A 4,070-nucleotide genomic window follows, 5' to 3' on the forward strand; every position below is an offset into this window, starting at 1 on the left:
CCGACCACACCAGCCCATCCGCAAGGCTCAGTTGTCCAAGCACGCGATCGACCATCCGAATCATCTCCCCTTCATGCCGGACCTACGGAATCACCAACTCAGTTCCGTGCAAAGCCCTCACAAGGGGGGAGATCAGCAGCTTCGTCAACAGCGCTTGTTCTTCGACGACGGCGATTGGCGAAAGCCGCGATGACAGCCAATCTCCCACCCGTGGGGGAGATGTCCGGCAGGACAGAGGGGGCGCGAAGGATCGCTGCCTTCAAAGCACCGCGAGCGAATTCGCCCGACTAAACCCTTCTCTCCACCATCATCTTCTTGATCTCCGCGATCGCTTTCGCCGGATTGAGCCCCTTCGGGCAGGTCTGCGCGCAGTTCATGATGGTGTGGCAGCGATAGAGCCGGAACGGGTCTTCGAGATTGTCGAGCCGCTCGCCCGTCGCCTCGTCGCGGCTGTCAATCAGCCAGCGATAGGCCTGCAGCAGGGTGGCCGGGCCGAGATAGCGGTCGCCGTTCCACCAGTAGCTCGGGCAGGACGTCGAGCAGCAGGCGCACAGGATGCATTCGTAGAGCCCGTCGAGCTTCTCGCGATCCTCATGGCTCTGCAGCCATTCCTTGGCCGGCGTCGGCGAGACCGTCTTCAGCCACGGCTCGATCGAGGCATGCTGGGCGTAGAAATTGGTGAGGTCGGGCACCAGGTCCTTGATCACCGGCATATGCGGCAGCGGATAGACCTTCACCGCGCCTGAAATGTCGTCGGCGCCCTTGGTGCAGGCGAGCGTGTTGGAGCCGTCGATGTTCATGGCGCAGGAGCCGCAAATACCCTCGCGGCAGGAGCGGCGCAGCGTCAGCGTCGGGTCGATCTTGTTCTTGATCCACAAAAGCGCGTCCAGCACCATCGGCCCGCAATCGTCCATGTCGACGAAATAGGTGTCCATGCGCGGATTTCCGCCGTCGTCCGGCGACCAGCGGTAGATGCGGTATTCGCGCAGATTGGTGGCGCCCTCCGGCTTCGGCCAGGTCTTGCCTTGCTGGACCTTGGAATTCTTGGGAAGCGTGAGTTCGACCATTACCTGCGGTCCTTTCGGATGACGAGCTTCAGCCCGGACCAGATTTCGTTGACGGCGGCGACCTTGACGTCGACCAGGTCGCGCTTCAGCGCCTCCGACCGGATCACGTCCTCGGTGACGTCGGTCGGCACTTTCGAAGCCTTCTTCGGCCAGGAGACCCAGACCATGCCGTCGCGCTTGATCGCCGTCTCGATGCCGGCCAAGCCGTCCTCGATCTCGGCGCGCTGCCCGGTGAAGGCGTGCACGGCGTCGTATTTACGGCTGCCCGAGATCGCCGACCACCTTGGCAGCCGATCGACCTCGGCAAACTTTACTGCCTCGGCCAGATCGTCGAGCTCCGGCGGCAGCGCGATAAAGGCGGCAACCATGCCGTCCTTCAGGCCGAGCTTGGCCGGAAGGGGCGTGCCGGAATATCCCGCGGCCGCCAATGCCATGGTCAATACACCCTGGCCTTCGGCGCGATCTTGGCCGGGTTGATGCCGCCGTCCTTTTCCGCCAGCAGCGTCTCGGTATGCACCGGCCGGTAGGTGAGCGTCACCGTGCCGTCCTCGCCGATATGGGCCAGCGTGTGCTTGCGCCAGTTGGCGTCGTCGCGGGCCGAGAAATCCTCCCGCGCATGCGCGCCGCGGCTCTCCTTGCGCGCCGCGGCGCCATGGACCGTGGTGATGGCGTTGGCCATCAGGTTTTCCAGCTCCAGCGTCTCGACGAGGTCGGAATTCCAGATCATCGAGCGGTCGGTGACCTTGATGTCCTTGAGTTCGCCCCAGATCTCGGAAACGCGCTTGCAGCCATTGTCGAGCGATTCCTGCGTGCGGAAAACCGCCGCGTCTTCCTGCATCGCCCGCTGCATTTTCTCCCTCAGCACCGCCGTCGGCGTGGAGCCGTTGGCATGACGCAGCCTGTCGAAGCGGTCCATGATTTTCTCGACCGAGGCCGCGTTGGGCGCAGGGATGGGCGAATTGCGGTCGATCACCTCGCCGGCGCGGATTGCCGCGGCACGGCCGAAGACGACAAGATCAATCAGCGAGTTCGAGCCCAGCCGGTTGGCGCCGTGCACGGACGCGCAGGCGGCCTCGCCCACCGCCATCAGGCCCGGCAGCACGCGGTCGGGATTCTCGGCCGTCGGGTCGAGCACCTCGCCCCAATAATTGGTCGGCACGCCGCCCATATTGTAGTGCACCGTCGGCAGCACCGGGATCGGCTCCTTGGTCAGGTCGACGCCGGCGAAGATCTTGGCCGATTCCGAGATGCCTGGCAGCCGCTCATGCAGCACCGCCGGGTCGAGATGGTCGAGATGCAGGAAGATGTGATCCTTCTTCGGCCCGACGCCGCGGCCTTCGCGGATCTCCATCGTCATGCAGCGCGAGACCACGTCGCGCGAGGCGAGGTCCTTGGCCGACGGCGCATAGCGCTCCATGAAGCGCTCACCCTCGGAATTGACCAGATAGCCGCCCTCGCCGCGCGCGCCTTCGGTGATCAGGCAGCCGGCGCCATAGATGCCGGTCGGGTGGAACTGCACGAACTCCATGTCCTGCAGCGCAAGCCCGGCTCTGGCCGCCATGCCGCCGCCATCGCCGGTGCAGGTATGCGCCGAGGTGGCGGAGAAATAGGCGCGGCCGTAGCCGCCGGTCGCCAGCACCACCATCTTGGCCGAGAAGCGGTGGATGGTGCCGTCATCGAGGTTCCAGGCCACCACGCCGGTGCAGGTGCCGTCCGGCTCGGTGATCAGGTCGAGCGCGAAATATTCGATGAAGAACTGCGCATTGTTCTTCAGCGACTGGCCGTAGAGCGTGTGCAGCATGGCATGACCGGTGCGGTCGGCTGCCGCGCAGGTGCGCTGCACCGGCGGGCCATCGCCGAAATTCATCATCATGCCGCCGAAGGGCCGCTGGTAGATCTTGCCCTCTTCGGTGCGCGAGAACGGCACGCCGTAATGCTCGAGCTCGTAGACCGCCGCGGGCGCCTCGCGCACCATATATTCCTGCGCGTCGATGTCGCCCAGCCAGTCCGAGCCCTTGACGGTGTCGAAGAGGTGCCACTGCCAGTTGTCGGGGCCCATATTGGCGAGCGAGGCGGCGATGCCGCCTTGCGCGGCGACCGTGTGCGAGCGGGTCGGGAACACCTTGGTGATGCAGGCGGTGCGCAGCCCCTGCTCGGCCATGCCGAGCGTGGCGCGCAGGCCGGCGCCGCCGGCGCCGACGATCACCACATCGAATTTGTGATCGACAAAAGTGTAGGCGGAAGCCGTGCCGGCTGTATTTGCGTTGGCCAAGACGTCAGCCTCCGAATGCGAGTTTGAGCAGGGCAAACAGCGAAGCGACGCCGACTGCCACGCAGAAGAAGGTGTTGAGCGCGATCAGCGCCAGCTTCATGCCTTCGCCATGCACATAATCCTCGATGATGACCTGCATGCCGATGCGCATATGATAGAGCGGCGAGATCAGCACCAAACCGAACATGACCACCACAAACGGGTTCGCGAGCGCGGCCCGCACTTCCGCGTAGCCGTGGCCGTTGATCGCGATCAGGAAGCCGACGAAGAACAGGATCAAAGGAATGTTGGCGATCGCGGTCAGCCGCTGCCGCCAGAAATGCCCTGTGCCTTCGCGGGCCGAGCCGAGGCCGCGGACCCTCGCCAGCGGCGTGCGCATATCGGTGTTGTTCGCGCTCATCAGAAAGCCCCCCGAGCCGCATAGCCGGCGATCCAGATCAGGAGCGTCAGCACGATCGAGCCGGCGAGCGTCGCCCATGCGATCTTCGAGGCGGTGTGTTTTTCGAGCCCGGCGCCGGTGTCCCAGATGAGGTGGCGCAGCCCGCCCAGCATGTGGTGCATCAGCGCCCAGGTGTAACCGAACAGAATCAGCCGGCCGAGCCAGGAGCCGAACGCCCAGTCGACCCAGTCGAAGGCGGCCTGCGAGCTCGCGGCGGCGATCAGCCACGCCGCCACCAGCAGCGTTCCGAAATAAAGCGCGCCGCCGGTGATGCGATGGATGATCGACATCG

General features: G+C 64.9%; 6 protein-coding genes. 1 reads left to right on the forward strand and 5 read right to left on the reverse strand.

Going from position 1 to position 4,070, the window contains the following annotated elements:
• Nucleotides 1-193: hypothetical protein (locus EOA23_RS36145; protein ID WP_210212515.1), on the forward strand; the 193-nt coding region annotated here is incomplete at its 5' end.
• A 94-nt stretch (nucleotides 194-287) separates the two neighbouring features.
• Here EOA23_RS36145 and EOA23_RS32220 read toward each other — a convergent pair.
• The 5 genes from EOA23_RS32220 to sdhC all read right to left on the reverse strand — a co-directional run.
• Nucleotides 288-1,067, reverse strand: coding sequence for a succinate dehydrogenase iron-sulfur subunit (locus EOA23_RS32220; RefSeq protein ID WP_127307050.1), 780 nt, complete (start codon nucleotides 1,065-1,067; stop codon nucleotides 288-290).
• Entirely contained in the window at nucleotides 1,067-1,501 is a 435-nt protein-coding gene (locus EOA23_RS32225; protein ID WP_126063681.1) for a DUF3052 family protein, read from the reverse strand. Before EOA23_RS32225 ends, EOA23_RS32220 begins: the two co-directional genes overlap by 1 nt.
• A gap of 2 nt (nucleotides 1,502-1,503) precedes the next feature.
• Nucleotides 1,504-3,339: a succinate dehydrogenase flavoprotein subunit gene (sdhA, locus tag EOA23_RS32230; protein ID WP_127307051.1), complete on the reverse strand. Its 1,836-nt coding sequence runs from the start codon at nucleotides 3,337-3,339 to the stop codon at nucleotides 1,504-1,506.
• 4 nt (nucleotides 3,340-3,343) lie between these two features.
• A complete protein-coding gene (gene sdhD / locus EOA23_RS32235) occupies nucleotides 3,344-3,739 on the reverse strand; it encodes a succinate dehydrogenase, hydrophobic membrane anchor protein (protein WP_126063679.1) in 396 nt (131 codons plus the stop codon).
• On the reverse strand, nucleotides 3,739-4,070 hold a 332-nt coding region (gene sdhC, locus EOA23_RS32240; RefSeq protein WP_127307052.1), incomplete at its 5' end, for a succinate dehydrogenase, cytochrome b556 subunit. The genes sdhD and sdhC, both read right to left, overlap by 1 nt.

It is taken from the genome of Mesorhizobium sp. M2A.F.Ca.ET.042.01.1.1, assembly GCF_003997405.1.
Taxonomy (GTDB): domain Bacteria; phylum Pseudomonadota; class Alphaproteobacteria; order Rhizobiales; family Rhizobiaceae; genus Mesorhizobium.

Bases quoted from the DNA above. Each gene is read 5' to 3' on its own strand.
- EOA23_RS32225 (WP_126063681.1), bottom strand. From the start codon at position 1,501: ATGGCATTGGCGGCCGCGGGATATTCCGGCACGCCCCTTCCGGCCAAG.
- EOA23_RS32220 (WP_127307050.1), bottom strand. From the start codon at position 1,067: ATGGTCGAACTCACGCTTCCCAAGAATTCCAAGGTCCAGCAAGGCAAG.
- sdhD (WP_126063679.1), bottom strand. From the start codon at position 3,739: ATGAGCGCGAACAACACCGATATGCGCACGCCGCTGGCGAGGGTCCGC.